At 67.9% G+C, this 18853-nt stretch carries 11 protein-coding genes; 6 read left to right on the forward strand and 5 right to left on the reverse strand.

Annotation, left to right across the window (positions count from 1 at the left end):
• Window positions 1-148 precede the first annotated feature (148 nt).
• On the reverse strand, window positions 149-1939 hold the full coding sequence (gene eccE, locus QH196_RS01690; protein WP_280413969.1) for a type VII secretion protein EccE: 1791 nt from the start codon (window positions 1937-1939) through the stop codon (window positions 149-151).
• A 138-nt stretch (window positions 1940-2077) separates the two neighbouring features.
• Here eccE and eccB point away from each other — a divergent pair, with 138 nt between their 5' ends.
• On the forward strand, window positions 2078-3580 hold the full coding sequence (eccB, locus tag QH196_RS01695) for a type VII secretion protein EccB (protein ID WP_280413970.1): 1503 nt from the start codon (window positions 2078-2080) through the stop codon (window positions 3578-3580).
• Between the two features lie 62 nt (window positions 3581-3642).
• Here the strand turns inward: eccB and eccA are convergent, their stop codons facing one another.
• A complete protein-coding gene (gene eccA / locus QH196_RS01700) occupies window positions 3643-5481 on the reverse strand; it encodes a type VII secretion AAA-ATPase EccA (RefSeq protein WP_280413971.1) in 1839 nt (612 codons plus the stop codon).
• Between the two features lie 279 nt (window positions 5482-5760).
• Between eccA and eccD the strand changes: the two genes are divergently transcribed.
• The 3 genes from eccD to eccCa are packed head-to-tail and all read left to right on the forward strand — an operon-like array spanning window position 5761 to window position 12755.
• Complete coding sequence (eccD, locus tag QH196_RS01705) at window positions 5761-7248, forward strand: type VII secretion integral membrane protein EccD (protein ID WP_280413972.1); 1488 nt, start codon at window positions 5761-5763, stop codon at window positions 7246-7248.
• A complete protein-coding gene (gene mycP, locus QH196_RS01710; protein ID WP_280413973.1) occupies window positions 7245-8651 on the forward strand; it encodes a type VII secretion-associated serine protease mycosin in 1407 nt (468 codons plus the stop codon). The genes eccD and mycP overlap by 4 nt, the downstream gene beginning before the upstream one ends.
• Window positions 8652-8696: 45 nt before the next feature.
• On the forward strand, window positions 8697-12755 hold the full coding sequence (eccCa, locus tag QH196_RS01715) for a type VII secretion protein EccCa (RefSeq protein WP_280413974.1): 4059 nt from the start codon (window positions 8697-8699) through the stop codon (window positions 12753-12755).
• A 71-nt stretch (window positions 12756-12826) separates the two neighbouring features.
• Here the strand turns inward: eccCa and QH196_RS01720 are convergent, their stop codons facing one another.
• Together QH196_RS01720 and QH196_RS01725 are read right to left on the reverse strand one after the other, a co-directional pair.
• Window positions 12827-13441: a GNAT family N-acetyltransferase gene (locus QH196_RS01720; RefSeq protein ID WP_280413975.1), complete on the reverse strand. Its 615-nt coding sequence runs from the start codon at window positions 13439-13441 to the stop codon at window positions 12827-12829.
• A 3-nt stretch (window positions 13442-13444) separates the two neighbouring features.
• The gene (locus QH196_RS01725; RefSeq protein ID WP_280413976.1) at window positions 13445-14251 is read right to left on the reverse strand and encodes a GntR family transcriptional regulator; all 807 of its coding nucleotides are present in this window, start codon (window positions 14249-14251) and stop codon (window positions 13445-13447) included.
• Window positions 14252-14422: 171 nt separating this feature from the next.
• Between QH196_RS01725 and QH196_RS01730 the strand changes: the two genes are divergently transcribed.
• A complete protein-coding gene (locus QH196_RS01730; protein WP_280413977.1) occupies window positions 14423-14923 on the forward strand; it encodes a DUF4254 domain-containing protein in 501 nt (166 codons plus the stop codon).
• A 333-nt stretch (window positions 14924-15256) separates the two neighbouring features.
• Here QH196_RS01730 and QH196_RS32320 read toward each other — a convergent pair whose 3' ends face one another.
• The gene (locus QH196_RS32320; RefSeq protein WP_348538038.1) at window positions 15257-18094 is read right to left on the reverse strand and encodes a MinD/ParA family ATP-binding protein; all 2838 of its coding nucleotides are present in this window, start codon (window positions 18092-18094) and stop codon (window positions 15257-15259) included.
• Window positions 18095-18412: 318 nt separating this feature from the next.
• Here QH196_RS32320 and infA point away from each other — a divergent pair, with 318 nt between their 5' ends.
• Window positions 18413-18634, forward strand: a complete 222-nt coding sequence (infA, locus tag QH196_RS01740) for a translation initiation factor IF-1 (protein WP_003418601.1) — start codon at window positions 18413-18415, stop codon at window positions 18632-18634.
• Window positions 18635-18853 lie beyond the last annotated feature (219 nt).

Genomic DNA, 18853 nt, shown 5'->3' on the forward strand with positions numbered 1-18853 from the left:
GCCCCGGGGGCCGCGCCACCCATAAAACACCGGGGGGCCGGGCCCCCCCCCCGGGGCCCCCCCCCACCCCCGGTGCCGCCCCCCCCCCCCCCCGGGGGGTTTCCCGCGTCTCCCACCCCCCCCCCCCGCTGCCGTATCGGCGTGTGGGTCAGCGCGCGGCGAGTGATTCGCCGATGTAGTGCATTTCCTCCCGGGTCGTCACCATGTTCACCGTCGTCGTCACCGCCGGCGTGCGCACCGTGATGCGGTTGGGGGTGGCGGGATCCTGGATCAGCGAAACATCCGCGTCGACCGTGCCCCGCGGTTCGTGCGGTTGCCGTACGTGCACGATGGTGGCGCCCCCGGCGTGGGATACCGGCGGGACCCCGTCGAATACCAGCACCGTGGTACTCGGGTAGGGCGCCGTGGGCAACGGGGGCGGGCCCGGCGGGTGATAACTGGCACCGGCGGCGCGGGGTGCGATGGTGAGTATCTGCGGGGTATCGAGGTTGCGGACCATCGTCTGCCATGCCTCCGGCCGGGCGGTGTGCACGATGGCGTGTGCGCCGAGACCAGTGGCGCGCAGGATCACCTGCTGGGCCAGGTCCAGGGTGCCGATCACCTCCAGCTGGCGAGTGCCCTCGCCGACGAGCGGTACGGCGATGCCCTGCCCCCAGTCGTCGGCGCCGATCAGCTGCCCGCAACCCGCGGTGGGCACGGTGAATTCGGTCAGCGCCGCAAGAGTGCCGCGGTAGGCCACGTCGCGCCCCCAGCGCCCGGTGAAGCCGACCGGCAGCGTATCGAGCAGGATGCGCAGCTGGTTTCCGTAGAGTTCGCGCAGCCCCTCCAGCGGGGGTTTCTCGGGCGGTTCGACCGTATCGAAGCGGACCACGGCATTGAGGACCACGGTATCGGCCAATTCGGTATGCGGATCGTTACGGTTGATACCGGGCCGCAGCCGCAGCGTTACGGTGGTCGACAGGCTGGGCACCGCCCAGATATCGGCCAGCCCGCGCGGCCCCACCATATCGGCGCCGATCTGGTACTGCGCCAGATGCCGGCCCCTGGATTCCAGCCATTTCGGTGATTCGGTGAGCTGGTCCACCGCGAACCCGTGGGTGAGTTCGCGGACGGCGGTGTTCATCTCGGTCGCGGTGAGCACGGAGGCGGCGATATCGTGGGCGGCCAGCCGGTTCGCCACCCGCCGGGTCGCGATGATGGCCGCCCGCAGCGCACCGGCACCGCCGCCCCCGCGGTTGTCGACGGCCTCGGCGTTGGCCAGGGGATCCAGCCGCAGCACCAGCCAGCACGTGCGGTGGGCGATGGCCGGCAGTGGTCCGAGTATCCGGTCGTAGAGGTGTGCGGCGATACCGGTGCCCGCGGTCCGCGCGCCGGTGCTCACCACATCGATACCGGCCAGGGTCAGATCGAATTGGTCGAGGCAGCGGGCGATTTCGGGAAGTGGTAGCAGCTGTTCGGTATTGAGCGAACCCGGCCGCAGCAGGGTCAGTGTGTCCGGTGGGGGATCGATCCGCAGCATGGTCAGCAGTAGATCGCCGTCCCAGCGCACGCCGTAACCGCCGCCCTCGGGTAGTGGCACGTCGAAGGCCGCGGCCTGTTCCAGCCGCTCGGCCGGAATACGCCCACGCCGTCCGAGCATCCCGCCGATCCGGGCGACCAGCGTCCGGCCGCCGAGCGGAGCCAGACCGATGAGGCCGCTGACGATCCCGGCACCGAGCGAATACCAGACCGAGTTGCCGATGGCCAGCACGATCCAGGCGATCGCCGCCGCAACAAGAATGCCGGGAACAACAATTCGAAGTGGAAATATGCGGAACAACCAGAATTCGGGGTCCCGTAAAGTGTCATAAGCCGACCGGCGAGTATTCACCGAATCCGGAGAAACCATCGGTTCCGGAATTTCGGAGCAGAGTTCCCCGGTGTTCATCGTCTCGTTCACAGTTGTTCGTTCCTGCCTCGGCTGCATTCGCTTACCGGTGCGCCAGCGGCGATTCCACCGATATGGGCCGACGTAACCGTCTCGAATTACGGTACCGTGTCGAAAGAGATTGCGGTCGACAGCGCGATGGAGTCCCGAGTGCCAGCACAGCTGACTACCCGTGCCCAGGTGAACGGGTACCGTTTCCTGCTACGCCGGCTCGACCACGCCCTGGTCCGCCGCGATGTGCGGATGCTGCACGATCCCATGCGCTCCCAGATCCGGTCGCTGCTGGTCGGTCTGGTGCTCGGCATCCTCGTCACCGCCGGCGCGGCCATCCTGGCCTTTCTGCGTCCGCAGGGCGCGATCGGTGATGCGTTGATCGTCTCCGGTAAGTCCAGTGGGGCGCTGTATGTGGTGGTCGAGAAGGAGGACGGCAGCCGGACCCTGCACCCGGCGCTGAACCTGGCTTCGGCGCGGTTGATCACCGGGAGCAACGCCGAACCGCATGCGGTCAAGGACGATAAATTGGGTGAGCTCCCGCGCGGCCCGATGCTCGGGATCCCCGGCGCCCCGGCCGCGCTGCCGGGTTCGGCACAGGGCGGCGATTCGCACTGGTCACTGTGCGAGAGCATCGAATTGTCCGCGGGCGGTAGCGCGGCCTCGGCGGCCGGCGCGACCACCACTGTGGTCGGGGGCGCCCCGAACCTCACCGACCGGATCCGCGCTGCCACCCCGGCCGAAGCCTTGCTGGTGACTCGTGACGACAAGACCTACCTGATCTACGACGGAAAACGCGCCGAAATCGATCCGGACGATTCGGTGGTCGCCCGCGCTCTCGACCTGCCGTCCCACCGGCCGCGACCGGTCGGTACCGGATTCCTCGGCGCCACCACGCAGGTCGCCCCCCTGAAGGCGCCGGTCATCGACCGCGCCGGTGAACCGGGGCCGGGACGGCTGGCCGATGTGCCGGTCGGCGGTATCGTTTCCGTCGCGAGTGTCGGCGGTGACGCCCGCCCGGAGATGTATGTCGTGCTCGCCGATGGGGTGCAGCCCGTCTCGCCGTTCACCGCCGAGGTGATCCGTTACGCCGATTCGCAGGGGATGAGTGAGGTTCCGGTGCTGCCCCCCGATGTCCTCGACGAGATCCCGGTCGTGCAGCGGCTGCCTGTGGCCGATTTCCCGGACGCGGTCCCGGAGATCGTCGCGGCCGAGGACGGGCCGGTGACCTGTATCGCCTGGTCGAAATCGCCGGGAACGGCGCCCGCGGAAGAAGGCGCCGGGGACGGCCCGGAGGAACGGGCCGCGGTAGGGCTGCTGATCGGCACCGAATTGCCGATTCCGGATTCGGCCGAACCGGTCCGGCTGGCCACCGCGGACGGTAGCGGCGATCGCGTGGACAGGGTCTACGTCGAACCCACACACGGCGAATATGTCCAGATCACCGGTATGGAACCGGGTAGCCCGCGGCGCGGGAGCCTGTTCTACATCGCCGACAACGGAATTCGCTACGGAGTACCGGATCCCGCCACCGGGAACGTCCTCGGCCTCGGCGATACCCCGCACCTGGCGCCGTGGGCGATCATCGGCCAACTCGTCCCCGGGCCCACCCTGGATCCCCGCGAGGCACTGGTCAGCCACGATTCACTGACGGAGGGCTGACCGCGAGCAGCGATCGGCACGCGTCCAGCTGTGCCGGCACGGCAAGCCCCGGCGGTAACGCATCAATCGGGGACGGTTCCGCCGATACCCAGCGAGTCCAGGATCGTGTCCAGCGCGAGCCGCATATCGGGTTCCTCGATACGCCGCAGCACTGCCTCGTCGATATCGGTGAGGTCCAGGTTTTCGTCGTTGGCCAGCCGGAACTCGCGCTCTTCCTCGGCCGCCTCGATGACATTGCGGATGAACCGGCCGTTACCCGCGAGGTCCACCCCGCGGCGCGGCTGCCCGCTCTGATCGGTGCTTTCCATCGCGTACAGCCGGTCGCAGGCCTGGATGAGTACCTTCAGTGCTTCCTCGGAGAGATCCGAATCGCGTTTCGTCGCGATGACCTCGCCGATCCGGCCGAGTTCGGTCGCACTGTAGGAGGGGAACTGCAGGCGTTTGGCGAAACGGGAGGCCAGACCGTCGTTGGCCGCGAGCAATCGGTCGATCTCGCCGTCGTAGCCGGCGATGATGACGATCAGGCGATCGCGATCGTTTTCCATCCGCGCGAGCAGCGTGTCCACCGCTTCGCGACCGAACGCGTCACCGCCGGACAGGCCCGTCTGGATGAGGGTGTAGGCCTCGTCGATGAACAGGACCCCGTCCATCGCGCTGTCGATCAGCTTATTGGTCTTGATCGCTGTGCTGCCCAGATGTTCGCCGACGAAATCCGCACGCTTGGCCTCGACCATTTTCTCCGTCTGCAGCAGACCGAGACCGCAGTAGATCTTGGCCACCACCCGGGCGATGGTGGTTTTACCGGTCCCGGGCGGCCCGGTGAAGGCGAGGTGCTGGCCGCGAGGCACGCTGGCCATACCTTTCTCGGCGCGGATCTTGGCGAGCTGCGCGGTCGACTGCAGTTTGGCTACCTGGGTTTTCACCGACGCGAGCCCGATCTGCGAATCCAATTCCGCCCGTGCTTCGGCCAGCGTCTCCTTGGCCCGGTCCTGCACTTCGGCCCGGTTCATCTGCTCCATCGTGGGGGAGGAGGCCGGGTCCCATTTATCGGTGCGGGCGGCGATGACATCGCGGCTGGTGACGGTGATCCGGAAGGTGCGGTCGCGCATGGCCGATGCGTTGGCCTCGAAATCCGGTGCCTGCGAGTACACCTTCTCGAACAGGGCCTGGGCCTCGTCCTCGTTACCGGTTTCGCGCAGGCACAGGCCGCGGCAGAACATGGCGGTGGATCGGGCGGCCGGGATGGGGCCCTGTTCGGCGGCCTGCATCCGGCGGATCGATTCGGCGAACAAACCCAATTGGGCACAGGCCGTTCCGACCATCACATGCGCGCCCGCGGCCAGGTACGGGTCGTCCCATTCCGCCGAGCCGGCGAGAACGGTCATCACATCCGGCCAGCGCTGGGTGGTGTAGTGCAGCACCGCACGCACATACGCGGCGATCCGGTTGTCGGCTTCGCGTTCGGCTTCGCCGAGCTGGCCCTTGCGGTATTCGTCCAGCTGGTCCAGGACGCGTTCGGCCTCGTCGAAGTCCTTGTCCGCCATGAGCTGCGCGGCCCACGCGAGGGAGATTTCGATGCGGCTCGACAGCGGGTAGTCGATATAGAGGCCGGGCTGGAAGCGGCCGGCCAGTTCACGCGGCCGCAGGCCCACCCGGCGTTGTTCCCGATACAGCGTGCTGTCACAGGTCTTCTGCAGGTTGAACAGCACTTCCTTGGTGAGCTCACCGGCGGCCGCCCGGCCCAGCCAGGCATCGCACATACCGGGATCCCATTCGGTGGCGCGCTGGAAGGCCAGCTTGGCGTACTCGAGGTCGCGGGCGGACTCCTGCCCCTCGATGGACAATCCGAGCGACAGAACCCCGGCGTCGAATGCGCGTTGTGCTTGGCGGTTGCCGGTCATTGCAGGCGCTCCCCGAATTCTTGTATAGGCGTTAAGAGAACGATTATCTGGATACCAGACTACCGATCGCGCGCGCCTCGGTGCTCCGATACATTGGGTTCAGTTGCCGGGAGGACGCAACGCCAGGCCATCCAGCTGGGAGTGCTCGACAATTGCGGAAGTTACTGATACAGACCCTGTTCCGCATCGCGGCAGCACCGGAGAACGAAATGCGGATGGCGGTAAAATGAATTGTCGACCGCCGAGGCGTGAATTGTTGATCGGAACGTGGGTGGGGAGATGAGTACAGTGGTCGAAACGCCGAGCGCCACCCGCGCGCAAGAACCGGAGCTGAGCCGGGTTTCGGTGATCGGGGGCAACACTCAGGTCGATGTGGGGCTGCCCGCGACGGTGCCGATCGCGAGCTTCATCGCGGATCTGGTGGCACTGATCGAATCGCGTAACCCGAGCCCGCCGGATTCCGAGGACGATACGGGTCCGCTCGACGCCCAGCACTGGACCTTGGCCCGGCTGGGACGCGAGGCGATCGCACCGAGCCGCACACTCACCGAGGCCGAGGTCTACGACGGTGAACTCCTGGTGTTGCGCAAGGTCGGTGCGAAGGAAGCACCCGCGCTGTTCGACGATGTGATCGATGCGGTGTCCCGGCTCACCGCCGAGGAATTCACCGGATGGTCGGGTGCGGCCGCGCGCTGGATGGGTCTGGTCGTCTCGCTGTTCGCCGTGCTCACCACCCTGGCCGTGCTGGTTCTGTCCCGTGGCGCCGGTGATCCGCTGGCGCCTGGGCTGGTACTGCTCGGTGCCGGCCTGGGCGCGCTGGTGGCGGCGGGGATCACCGCCCGCAGATACGGCGACGAGATCACCGGTACGTGGTTGTCGGCCGACGGTCTGCTGCTGTTGTTCGGCGGCGCCGGGCTGCTTGTTCCTGGCACTCTCGGCGGCCCCCACCTACTGTTGGGTTGTTCGGTCCTGCTGGTGGCCGCGGTCCTGGGGTACCGGCTGACCGGGGTCGGGGCCACTCTCTTCTCCTGTGCGGCCGCCGCCGCGGTGATCGGTCTGGTCACCGCCGTGATCTATCTCATCTGGCATCCGGGCCTGCCGAAGGTGGGCGCCGGACTGCTGGTCGCCGGCATCATGATCCTGTCCATGGTGCCGCGGCTGGCGGCGCTGCTGGCCAGACTGCCTGTCCCGCCGGTCCCGACGGCGGGCGCGGCGATCGATCCGGCCGATCACGAACCGCGGCCGACCATCGAAGGTATCGGCGCGATCGGTGCCACCGCGTTGCCGTCCGCGGCCGGGCTGGGGGAGCGGGCCCGGCGGGCCAACCAGTTCCAGACCGGTCTCGTCACCACCTGTACCGCCACCGCGGTGATCGGCGCGTTCGCGGTTGCCGACCCGCTGGGACCCTACCGCTGGCAAGGCATCACCCTGGCCGTCATCACCGCGATCATCCTGGCGTTGCGCGGCCGGTCGTTCGCCGATATCGCCCAGGCCGCCGTGCTGGTCGGTGGCGCATGTACGACCTTCGTGGCGTTGATCGCCGGATTGTCGTTCGGCGACAGCGATCTCATTCTGCTCTGCGCCGGTATCCTGCTCGCCTTCACGCTCGGCGTGGTCGGGTTCGGGGTGATCGGGCCGCATATCGAGGTCACCCCGGTGGTTCGCCGCATGATCGAGCTCTTCGAGTACGCGCTGATCATGGCGGTGATCCCACTGGTGCTGTGGATGATGGGTATCTACGGTATGGCCCGGAACCTGAGCCTATGAGCGTTCGACCACCGCGACGGCTGCTGCGAACGGCGTGTGCCCTCACCGTATTCGGTGCGGTGGCGTTGCCCGGCTCGGTCGCGGCGGCCGTACCGCCCCCGGCCGTCGACCCGGGTGCGCTGGCGGCCGCGCAGGCGATCAGCGGCCGGCCCGCCCCGCTGGAACCCACCGAACAGAGCGCGGTCTGTGCCGAACCGGTGCTCACCGGTGCACCGCCCAGTGCGCCCCCGGTATCGCAGCAGGTGCTGAACCTTCCGGCGGCCTGGCAGTTCAGCCGCGGCGCCGGCCAGAAAGTCGCGGTGATCGATACCGGGGTGAACCGGCATCCGCGGTTGCCACGGTTGCAACCCGGAGGTGATTACGTCTCCGATTCCGACGGCACGGTCGACTGCGATGGGCACGGCACGCTGGTTGCCGGGATCATCGCCGCCCAGCCCAGCCCCCACGACGCCTTCGCCGGCGTCGCTCCCGACGCGGAGATCCTGAGTATCCGCCAGCTGAGCCTGGCGTACGAGAAGAAGGACAACAACAACCGCGACGCTCCCGGCAAGATCAGCACCGCCGGTTACGGCACCGTGCTCACGCTCGCCGGTGCCGTGGTCCGCGCCGTGGACATGGGTGCCACGGTGATCAATATTTCCGAGGTGGCCTGCACCCAGGCCGGTCTGGACACCGCCGACGGTGCGCTCGGCGCCGCGGTGAAATACGCCTACGACCGCAATGTGGTGGTCGTCGCCGCGGCCGGGAACCTGCAGAGCGACGGTGCCTGCCAGAACCAGAACTCCGGCTCCGGCTGGGAATCGGTGGCCACGGTGGCCAGTCCGGCCTGGTTCTCGCCCTATGTGCTCGCCGTCGGTTCGGTGGATCCGAACGGACAGGTTTCCGAGCTTTCGTTGAACGGACCGTGGGTGCAGGTGGCCGCGATCGGCCGCAATATCGTCTCGCTGGACAGCAAACCGGGCGGCACCGGCCTGGTCGACGGCGTGCAGACGAGCGAGGGGATCCGGTCGGTGGAGGGCACGAGTTTCGCCGCGCCCTATGTGGCGGGACTGGCGGCCCTGGTGCGGTCGCGGTTTCCCGAACTCACCGCCGCGCAGGTGATGGACCGGATCACCCGCACCGCGCACGGTCCGGGTACCGGCCGCGACGACAAGATCGGGCACGGTCTGATCGATCCGCTGGCCGCGCTCACCGCCGAGTTGCCACCCGAACCGGTTGGGGCGGGGGCGGCGGCCGCACGGCCCATCGCCGCGCCGGTTCCTCCGCCCGGACCCGATCCGCGACAGCGCTGGATCGCGATCGCCGGTTCGGTGGTGTGCCTGTCGGGGCTGGCCATCGGTGCGGCGATCGCCTACCCGTTCCGCCGCCCGCAACGCGGACTCGACCTGGAACCGGACCCGTAACCACGGGTCGGTATCGACCGCCGGCTGCCGAATCGAGAAGGAATCATGGCTACCGAAGGCTTTGTACGCCGACCCCGTATCGCCCCGCCGCGGGCGCCGGGCGGTGAGGTCGCACTGACGGCGCCCCCGGAGGTTCCGCGCGCCATACCGGCGCCGCTGATGATGAAGATCATGCCGGTGGTCATGGTGATCGCGGTGATCGGCATGATCGCCATGATGGCGATGATGGGCCGCAATATGCTGGCCAATCCCTTCATGATGATGTTCCCGATGATGATGATCATGTCGATGGTGGGCATGATGGCCGGGTTCAGGGGCGGCGGCGGTAAACGTGCGGTCGAGCTGAACGAGGAACGCAAGGATTACTTCCGCTACCTGGACCAGATCCGTAAGGAAGTGCGCCGCACCGGCGGTAAACAGCTCGAATCACTCGGCTGGAGTCATCCCGAACCCGCCGATCTGCTGTCGCTGGTCGGCACCCGCCGGATGTGGGAGCGCCGTCCCAACGACCCCGATTTCGGGCATGTCCGCGTCGGCCTGGGCAGTCACCGGCTGGCCACCAAACTGGCGCGCCCGGAAACCGGCCCGCTCGAAGATCTGGAACCCGTCTCCACCGTGGCGCTGCGCCGTTTCGTGCGCACACATTCGGTGGTGCACCGGCTGCCGACCGCGGTATCGCTACGCGCCTTCCCCGCCATCAACATCGGCGGCGATCCGGCGGAGGCACGCACGCTGGTGCGGTCGATGATCATGGAATTGACCGCCTTCCACGGCCCGGATCATCTGGCCGTAGCCATCGTCTGCAGCGACCCCGACGCACCCGTCTGGTCGTGGGCGAAATGGTTGCCGCATCTGCAGCATCCCGTCCAGCGCGACGGAATGGGTTCGGTGCGGATGATGTACCAGTCGCTCGGCGAACTGGAGACTGCACTCTCGGCGGAGCTGCTCGAGCGCGGCCGGTTCATGCGCAACCCGCAACCCACCCAGGGCCGGCTGCATCTGGTCGTCGTCATCGACGACGGCTATGTCAGCGGTAACGAGCGGCTGGTGGCCGAATCGGGCCTGGATTCGGTGACCGTTCTCGACCTCACCGCCCCGGAAGGGGGTCTGGCCGTGCGGCGGGGTCTGCAGCTGGTCTGTTCGCACGGCGAGGTGTCGGCGAAGAGCGCCGCGGGCATCGAGCGGTTCGCGACCGCGGATTCGATGAGTACCGCCGAAGCTGCGGCGTTTTCCCGTGCGCTGGCACGGTATCGCCTGGCGACGGCGGCGCAGATCGTGAGCCTGGGCGAGGGCACCACCGCCGACCCCGGCCTGATGGCGCTGCTGAAGATCTCCGATGCCGCCCAGATCGATCCGGCCCGGGTCTGGCGGCCGCGCACCGCCCGCGAACGGTTGCGGGTGCCGATCGGGATCACCCCCGACGGGACGCCGGTGGAGATCGATATCAAGGAGTCGGCCGAGAACGGTATGGGCCCGCACGGCCTGTGTATCGGTGCCACCGGTTCTGGCAAATCGGAATTCCTTCGTACCCTTGTGCTTTCGCTGGTTACCACGCATTCACCGGACGCGCTGAACCTCGTACTGGTCGACTTCAAGGGCGGCGCGACCTTCCTCGGCCTGGATCCGCTACCCCATGTCGCGGCGGTGATCACCAACCTGGAAGACGAACTGTCGCTGGTGGACCGGATGAAGGACGCGCTGGCCGGTGAGATGAACCGGCGCCAGGAGCTGCTGCGTTCGGCCGGTAACTACGCCAATGTCAACGATTACGAGAAGGCCCGCGCCGCGGGTGTCCCGCTCGACCCGCTGCCGGCGTTGTTCGTGGTCGTCGACGAGTTCTCCGAACTCCTCTCGCAGAAACCGGATTTCGCGGAACTGTTCGTGATGATCGGCCGGCTCGGCCGCTCATTGCACGTGCATCTGCTGCTGGCTTCGCAGCGCCTCGAGGAGAACAAACTACGCGGGCTGGAATCGCATCTGTCCTACCGGATCGGCCTCCGAACGTTCTCCGCCAACGAATCCCGTGCCGTTCTCGGTATCACCGACGCCTACCATCTGCCCAGCGTCCCCGGCTCCGGGTACCTGAAGAGCGACGCCTCCGACCCGCTGCGGTTCAACGCCAGCTACGTATCGGGCTCCTACGAGGCGCCGCAAGGTACCGCCACCGAGGACGGCAGTCCGGTGGCCCGGCAGCGCCCCGGGTTGTTCACCGCCGCGCCCGTCGAGGTCCCGGAAGCGGCCGCCGAGGACACCGGGCCGGAAGAGAACGCGGCCCCGTTCAACCCGCTGCTCGAACTGCCGCCGCCGCCCTCGCAAGCGGCCGCCGCGGCCCCGGACGGCGAGGGTGTGCCCGATTCACTCCTCGATGTGGTGGTCAAACGGCTCACCGGCCACGGCCGGCCGGCCCACGAGGTCTGGTTGCCGCCGCTGGAGGAGTCGCCCACGGTGGATATGCTGCTGCCCGATCCCGATTGGCGTTCGCCGGTGAACCGGCACGGCCAGTTGTGGATGCCGATCGGCGTGATCGATAAACCCTACGAACAACGCCGCGATGTGCTCACCATCAACCTGGCCGGTGCGCAGGGCAATGTGGCGGTGGTCGGCGGCCCGCAATCGGGTAAGTCGACCACCCTGCGCTCGATCATCATGGCCACCGCCGCCACCCACACCCCCGAACAGGTGCAGATCTACTGCCTGGATTTCGGCGGCGGGAGTATGGCTGGCCTGGTCGGGACCCCGCACGTCGGTTCGGTGGCCGGGCGGCTCGACGGCGACCGGGTGCGCCGGACCATCGCCGAACTCACCTCGCTCATGCGTCAGCGCGAGGAACGGTTCGCCGAGCAGGGCATCGAATCGATGGCCGAGTACCGCCGCCGCAAATTCGTCGCCCTGCAGCAGGGGATAGCCGATCCGTTTCCCGAGGACGCGTTCGGTGACGTCTTCCTCGTGATCGACGGCTGGGCCGCCATCCGCGAGGAATTCGAAACGCTGGAACCGCAGATCAACGCGATTGCCGGGCAGGGGCTTTCGTTCGGAATCCACCTGCTGATCGGCGCCTCGCGCTGGGCCGAGATCCGGCCCGTCGTCAAGGACCAGATCGGTACCCGGATCGAACTACGGCTGGGCGATCCCACCGATTCGGAGATGGGCCGCCGCGTCGCGCACCAGGTGCCGGTGGGCCGGCCGGGCCGCGGCCTGACCGCCGACCACCTGCATATGTTGATCGCCCTGCCGAGGCTGGACTCCGATTCGGACCCGGCGAGTCTCGCCGAAGGGGTATCGCGAGCACGGACCGAACTGGCGCAGCTGTACCCGAACCGCCGGGCGCCGCAGGTCCGGATGCTGCCGCTGAAATTCGAGCGCACCGAGCTGCTCGAACAGGCACGCGCCCGAGGGATCGAGTGCGGCGCCACGAAGGTCGTGGTGGGACTCGGCGAGTCCGAATTGCAGCCGCTGGTCATGGATTTCAATGCCGAGCCGCATTTCATGGCGTTCGCCGATGTCGAAAGCGGTAAGACCACGCTGCTGCGCAATATCGTCATGGGAATCACCGAGAACTCGACCACCGAGCAGGCGCGTGTGATCATGATCGACTATCGCCGCACCATGCTCGGCGTGATCGAAGGCGATCAGCTCGCGGGCTATTCGACGTCCTCGCAGACCTGTGGTCCGATGATCAAAGAGGTGGCGGGCTATCTGGCGAAACGTATTCCCGGCTCGGATATCACACCGCAGCAGCTGCGCGACCGGAGCTGGTGGTCCGGGCCCGAAATCTACATCGTGGTCGACGATTACGATATGGTCGCCGCCGGCAGCGCGAACCCGTTCCAGCCCTTGGTCGAATTCCTCCCGCAGGCCCGCGATATCGGTATGCATCTCATCGTCGCCCGGCGTATCGGGGGGGTGTCGCGGGCGATGTTCGACCCGATTCTGGGCACGATGAAGAACATGTCGGTGGAAACGCTGATCATGAGCGGTTCCAAGGACGAGGGCAAACTGGTCGGCGATGTGCGGCCCACCAAACTGCCACCCGGACGTGGCGTGCTGGTATCACGGAGTCGCGGTATCGAAATGGTGCATATCGCCCACCTGGATCCGCTCTGATCCGGCTTGTCGGATATTCCGGTGTCGTTGTGGGGGCCCCGGGGGGGGGGGCGGCCGCCCCGGGACAGAGGTCAGCCGAAAGCCGGCAGGACGATCGGGTATCGCGCCAGCGGTCTCATCCGCAAGCTTGCCGAATGCGCCTCGACCAGGGTGTCGTCGGCCGGCCAGCTGTCGATATGCCGTTCGAACAGTGCACAGGAAGGGCTTCGGCTGTCCGGCCCGGCGATCCGGGCCAGGTGGAACCCGGCCCGCCGGTAATAGGCGTGCAGGCCGGAATTGGTGGTCCAGGCATCCAGCCGGACCCAGTGGCGGCCGCGGGCCCGGGTGAGGGCGGCGGCATGGGTGAGCAACGTCCGGCCGACGCCCTGGCCCGCGAAGCGCAGGTCCACGATCAGATAGTGCACGATCAGCGAATCGGCGAGTTCGGTATCGCTCCACAGTTGTTTGTCGGCACGATCGTTGACGGTGATCGTCCCGGCCGGTTCCCCGTCCACCTCCGCGATCCAGGTTTCCCCACCCGTCAACGCCCGGTCGACGACTTGCGCGAAATAGTCGATCGATAGTCCCGAGGCCTCGGTGGACCACTGGTCGGAGCCGCGGGCGGCGAGCCATGAGGCGCGTTGTAGCCGCAGGCGACAGATCAGGTTCAGATCATCGAGAGCGGCCGGCCGAATCTGCACGGTCATGGGCTAGAACCATATCCCGGACCGTTCGGTCTGTTCCAGCACGGCACGAATAACGCCGGTACCTGCGGCGTCACCGAGTTCATAGGCCAAGCGGTTACTGGCAGCAATGGATCGATGCCGGGTGACCCGGGTGACCCGGTCGTGATTCGCGCCGATCCGCACATGATCCAGCAGAACGGTCCCGATGGCGACCCCGAGGACCACCGCCTCCTCGGCATTCGCCGGGCGGGCGACGATCGTATCGCGGTGTGCGGTTTCGGCGTACCCGCGGTCGGCCAGGCGCCGGGTCGTGCCCTCGGCGATATCGTGCGGTGAATCTATACCGGTGGCCTCGGCCAGATCTCGTGGATAGAAGCTCACCTCCCACGACCACGGCTCGTTGTCCAGGAATTGCACGACCGTACGGGCCAGCACCCAGGAATCCACCGGAATACCGAGCAGTTCGGCGATCTGCTGATCCGCCGGCTCCATCCGGGCGTTGAATTCCTTGGTCGGGACACGCCCGGCGGCGCGGGCGATCTCTTCGAAAATATCGTGCGACGCGCGCGGCCGATTCGGCCGGATGTGGTCGGTCACCACGGATTCCAGGACTTCGCGGCTCCGGACGATCGTGCCGCGAGAGGTAGCCGTATAGACAAGGTTTTCGGTGACCAATACCTGGATGGCGTTACGCGCCGTGGTCAGTGAAACCTGCATTTGCTCGGCAAGTTCGGAGTGACTGGGCAGGCGGTCCCCGGGCCCCCACTTACCTGCTCGTATTTCCTCGCGGAGGTGGTCCGCGATCCGTCGATACGTCGGACCGTCCGCCATCGTGCTCCTCGGGTGGTCTCCAGGTAACGAAGTGTACGCTTTTCGTGTCGGGGGTGGCCGTTATCGCTTGACAGTCGACTTTCGCGGTTTATTGTAATCAACGTACTGACCCGGTGTTGTGCGGCGATGAACGGCGAGGCAACCGTGACAGGTTCGGATACAACAGTCGTAATGGCTCTTCCCAGCGCCCAGCGAGGCGCTGAACCTTTGGCGCAGAAGGGGACTGCCGGTCCACTGCCCAATTCCGACCTACTGGTGCGCGCCGCGCGCGGGCACCGGGTGGTCGGCGGGCAGCTGCTCTGGTACGCCCGCGATCTCGCCGTCCTCCACGAGCGCAGACTGGTGGGGCGTGGCGGCTCGATCGTCACCGACCCCGACAGACTGGTCGAGATCGATCGGCGGCGGATGGAACTGGTGCTGGCGATCGACGATTGGGTGGGACGCAACGTCCCGCAGCATCGGCTCGGGGTCACCCTGCACACCGAGACCGTCGGCGCGATCATCGACCGGCTGGCGGAATCGGCTGTCCGCGCACACCACGCGTTGATGACCCTGGACGCCGACGACGAACTCCTGCACGGCGCCTGGCATCATCTGGCCGAACTGGCCGACGCCTATGACGCACTGGTGGGGGACGTCCTGGCCGGACGGCGCCGGTTGCCGGAGTGGTGAGCTCGCCGCCGCGGCACGCAGATCGCGCCCCGCGATAGGCGGGTTTCCGGACGCGCTGAGCGGATCGGCCGACCGGGTGTGGTGCATCTGCATGCATCACGCGCTCACCGGTCGGCCCACGCTCGGCGTCTCGCCTGCGATATCGACGTCACACCGGAGATGCGCGTCGGCCTCTTGGTGGATCCTGGGCGGCGGGTAGCCGCGAAGTGACGGTGCCGGCCGGGAAGGACCTACGACACCGGCGACCGCTCCGGCCGCGGACACCCTCTCTTGGCCGGGGCTCCGCAAAGGCGTACAGGTGCTGGGCGTGGGTTACCGGATCCGGGGCCCCGCTCAGCCGGCGTGCTGTGGACCGTAGCTGCGGCCGAAATCGTCGGCGACCGTAGCCGCCAGTTCCACGTACGCGCGCTTGGTTTCCTTCTTCAACCGGGGCAGATCGATCTCCGCGCCCTCGGACATATGCGGGTCGAACGGGATCATATGTACGGCCCGGCAGCGGGACAGGAAGTACTGCCGCAGCTGCTGGACATCGATATTCGGGGTGCCGTCGCGCGGTGAATTGATCACCACCACGGCGTTCTGCACCAGATGGTGATATCCGTGCAACGACAGCCAGTCCAGCGTCGCCGAGGCACTCTGCGCGCCGTCGATCGCGGTCGGGGAGATCAGCACCAGCGAATGCGCCAGCTGCAGGACGCCCGCCATCGCCGAATGCATCAGGCCGGTACCGCAGTCGGTGAGGATGATGTTGTAGAACCGCTGCAGGATACGGGCCACCGCACGGTACTCGTCCTCGTTGAACGCCTCCGAGGCGGCCGGATCCCGTTCGCTGGCCAGTACTTCGAGCCGGCTGGTGGCCTGTGAAGTATGCCGGCGCACATCCGAATAGCGCTGGATCGCCGGGTCGAGCAGCAGATCGCGGACGGTGGACCGGGTCTGCAGCGGCACCCGCTGCGACAGCGTGCCGAAGTCGGGGTTGGCATCCACAGCGATAACGCGGTCGCCGCGGATGGAGGCGAAGGTCGAGCCGAGGCCGATGGTGGTGGTGGTCTTACCGACACCACCCTTCAGCGAGAGCACCGCGATGCGATAGTCGCCACGGACGGGCTGGCGGATCCGCGCCACCAGCTCCAGCATCCGCCGCTCCTCGGCGGACATCCCCGGATTGATCTTTCCGCCGGAGGCGTGGTGCACCACCTTGCGCCAGCCGCTGCCGGCCGGTTTCTTGGCGCGCCGCACCGAAACGTTGTCCAGGGTGGGGCCATTGGGACCGAACTGCTGCGGCGGGTTCTGCGGGTTCTGCCACTGGCCGGCCTGCGGACTCTGCTGCTGCCAGGCAGCCGGGCCGGCCTGTTGCGGCGGTCCCGGATTCGCCGGCGGCGCCTGGTTCTGCCACTGCTGGGCGGGCGGCTGCGGGCCGGGGCCCGGATGGCCCGTAGGCGGGCCGCTCTGCTGTGCCGGCATATCCCTTGCCGGACCGGGTTGCTGCGGGAGGGCGTGTTGCGTTCCCGATTGCCGGTTCGTGGATTGTTCCGGCGCCTGCCACTGGGGTCCCGGTGCGTTCTGCGGCGGGTACACGGGTGCGCTCTCCGGTGCCTGCCACTGCGGCGCCACGTCCGCAGGGGGCGTCTGCGCGATCGGGTGATCGGCCGCGCTGGTCGGCCGGGTGGGTGCGGGGGTGGACTCCGGTGCCGGGGTGAACCCCTCGGCCGGTGAACTGTCGGACACGGGTGCGGCGCCGGACCGTGGGTCGAACTCCGGCGCGGTACCGCCACCGGCCCCGGCCGAATCGGGCTGATCGGCGACCGGGTGCGCCCCGCTGCCGTGCGGGCCCGGTGCGCTGTGGGCCGGGTCGGGCTGGTTCGCGACCGGGTGCGCGCCGCTGCCGTGCGGCCCCGGCGCGCTGTGAGCCGGGTCGGGCTGATTCGCGATCGGATATGCGCCGCTGCCGTGCCGGCCCGCTCCGCTGTCGGCCGAATCGGGCCGGTCGGCGAGGGGATGTGCGCCGCTGCCGTGAGCGGCCGGACCGTCCTCCGGCGAGTCGGACGGCCGCGTTTCGGGAGCGCGCGACGGATCAGCCGGGGACTCGGTGGGGGTGTCCGCCCGCGCCGATGCCTCGTCCGGTGGGGGCGGCAGGTCGGGCAGCCGGCGCAGTGGTTGCTGCGCCACCGGTGTGTCGCCGGTCGGAGGCGGGCCGGGTAGCGGTGGCGGCGGGGGCCGGAAATCACCCGGGCCGGTGGTGGGCGTATCCGCCGACCGGTTCGGGGCAGGTGCGCTCGCGGAATCGTCCGATGGCGCCGGGTGGGGCGGGATCGGATGGTGCGGCCGTAGCCGGTCGAACTCGGGAGCCGGTTGGCTCGGGTTGCGTACCGGCAGGCCGGGCCGCTCCGATTCCGGGGCCTGGAAGGCCGTCGGCGCGGCGGACGCGGAGGCACCGAATCCGGAATCGGCGGCCGAGGTGCTCGGCCGGTCCGGGCCGGGTGCCTGCGGTGGCGCCGGAGTATCGGTGGGCGGAGCCGCGGTGAACTGTTGCTGAGGCGGCGGTGCCGGTGGGAGACCCGTGCCGTTCGGCGGCTGCTGACCATCGGGAGCCCACCGGGGAGCCGGCCCGGCGCCCCATGCCGGCTGTCCGTCCGAGGCCTGCGTCGTCGGCGCCTGTTCCGGCGGACCGGGAATATTCTGCGGTGCCACCGGGGGCAGTTGCGCCGGCGGTGCGCTCGGACCGGCCTGTGGGAACGCATCCGGGGAAGGACCGGGCTGCGCAGGCCGGCCCGCGGCGTGCGGATCGGCGGGGGGCTGCGGAACCTGCTGCGTAGACCACTGCGCGGTACCTTCGGCCCAGTTGTTGCGCTGCGACGGCCGCGGCCCGTTGTTGTTCGGCAGCAGCTCGCCGACGCGTTCCTCGAGCGAGGGTTCGGACTTGTTCTTGTTACGGAACCAGCCCTTGCCCTTCTTCTTGTCGCCCTCGGAATCGGAGCGGTCGTCGCCGCGTCCGCGCCGGTTGAAGAAGCCGTTGGCCGGTTCCGGGGTCTCCGGGATGAACTCGTCCTGCGGAAGGTTCTCGACCGGTGGTGGCTCGTAGTTCCGGAAGTTCGTCTGCCCGACCCCGGTGACCTCGGTATCGGCCAGCCATGGCGGCAGCATGGGGAGGCCGTCGTTGCTGCCGCTCACCGGTTCCCCTCCTGGAATGGTCGTCCTCGGTCAGCGGTCAGTTTACGCGACAAGTCCCATTCCACCCGGTGCCGGGGAGACATCCGCGTACGCCGCGCGACGCCACCAGCACTTACCCCTTTTTGCCCGATTGCAGACCTACCGGTAAGCTGACCAGGCGGTGTATCAAAGCGCCGCCTGTTCGTGTGCGATCGGTTGTGGTCATCCGCGTTGTGCAGTGCGAGCCACCGTGGGTGGCCATCGCGGCGCTTCGGCCGGATGCACCGGGCAGTACCAGGTAATCAGACCAGGTTGAGTGTAACCGGGATCGCGGAGGATATGGCGAAGAAAGACGGGGCCATCGAGGTCGAGGGGCGGGTTGTCGAGCCGTTGCCCAATGCGATGTTCCGGATCGAGCTCGAGAACGGGCACAAGGTCCTCGCGCATATCAGCGGCAAGATGCGTCAGCACTACATTCGCATCCTGCCGGAGGACCGGGTCGTCGTCGAGCTGTCACCGTACGACCTGTCCCGCGGTCGGATCGTCTACCGATACAAGTGAATCGTGGGGACGTGTGCTCGCGGAGAGCGCTCGCCATTGCCGATTCACTCGGTGTTTTGTGGGGGTGCAACCCCCACACCCCGCCCGGGTGGGGTAGCCCCCCGCCCCCCCCCCCGATGGGAACCCGCGCCCGGCGGGGGCAAAAAAAATACCCCGCCCGGTGGGCGGGGGAAAAAAGTTTTAAAACCCCCCGGTGGGCCGCCACGAAAAAATTGGGGG

The sequence above is a fragment of the Nocardia carnea genome, assembly GCF_029868325.1.
In the GTDB taxonomy this organism is placed as follows: Bacteria; Actinomycetota; Actinomycetes; order Mycobacteriales; family Mycobacteriaceae; genus Nocardia; species Nocardia carnea_C.

Excerpts from the sequence above, each read along its gene's own strand:
- eccCa (WP_280413974.1), top strand. The coding sequence starts at position 8,697 with ATGGCTACCGAAGGCTTTGTACGCCGACCCCGTATCGCCCCGCCGCGG.
- eccA (WP_280413971.1), bottom strand. The coding sequence starts at position 5,481 with ATGACCGGCAACCGCCAAGCACAACGCGCATTCGACGCCGGGGTTCTG.
- QH196_RS01730 (WP_280413977.1), top strand. The coding sequence starts at position 14,423 with ATGGCTCTTCCCAGCGCCCAGCGAGGCGCTGAACCTTTGGCGCAGAAG.
- mycP (WP_280413973.1), top strand. The coding sequence starts at position 7,245 with ATGAGCGTTCGACCACCGCGACGGCTGCTGCGAACGGCGTGTGCCCTC.
- eccD (WP_280413972.1), top strand. The coding sequence starts at position 5,761 with ATGAGTACAGTGGTCGAAACGCCGAGCGCCACCCGCGCGCAAGAACCG.
- infA (WP_003418601.1), top strand. The coding sequence starts at position 18,413 with ATGGCGAAGAAAGACGGGGCCATCGAGGTCGAGGGGCGGGTTGTCGAG.
- QH196_RS01725 (WP_280413976.1), bottom strand. The coding sequence starts at position 14,251 with ATGGCGGACGGTCCGACGTATCGACGGATCGCGGACCACCTCCGCGAG.
- QH196_RS01720 (WP_280413975.1), bottom strand. The coding sequence starts at position 13,441 with ATGACCGTGCAGATTCGGCCGGCCGCTCTCGATGATCTGAACCTGATC.